This is a genomic window from Stenotrophomonas sp. GbtcB23 (genome assembly GCF_019091045.1).
In the GTDB taxonomy this organism is placed as follows: Bacteria; Pseudomonadota; Gammaproteobacteria; order Xanthomonadales; family Xanthomonadaceae; genus Stenotrophomonas; species Stenotrophomonas rhizophila_A.
In genome coordinates, this window is record NZ_JAGXKC010000240.1 from 1 (window position 1) to 378 (window position 378).

Annotated in this window: 1 protein-coding gene; it reads left to right on the top strand. The window is 59.0% G+C overall.

Going from position 1 to position 378, the window contains the following annotated elements; all coding sequences use genetic code 11:
- Positions 1–71: 71 nt before the first annotated feature.
- Positions 72–378 (top strand): glycosyltransferase (locus KVS69_RS18950; protein WP_217539514.1); only part of this gene is annotated, 307 nt, incomplete at its 3' end.

The window sequence follows — 378 nt, forward strand, 5'->3', positions numbered from 1 at the left end:
AAACCTGCGTAGACGTCTGGCAGGGCTTCGCAGCTAAACTTCCATCAACAAACGCTTCAGAGGGGCCATAAATGTGGACCAGCGGTGTCGCAGTAGTAATTCCCTGTCATAGGGTGACGAGGCATATCCTGCCGCTGTTGGAGCGGATAGGTCCTCTGGTAGATCGGATCTACTGCGTGGATGACTGCTGCCCGGACGGCAGCGGTGATCTGGTGGAACGCGCCTGCGGCGACCCCCGGGTGGTGGTTGTGCGCAACACAGTAAACCTTGGTGTTGGCGGGGCCGTCATGCACGGCTACGAGTGCGCCATGGCTGATGGTGCAACGGTCATGGTGAAGCTGGACGGCGACGGTCAAATGGATCCATCTCTGATCGACG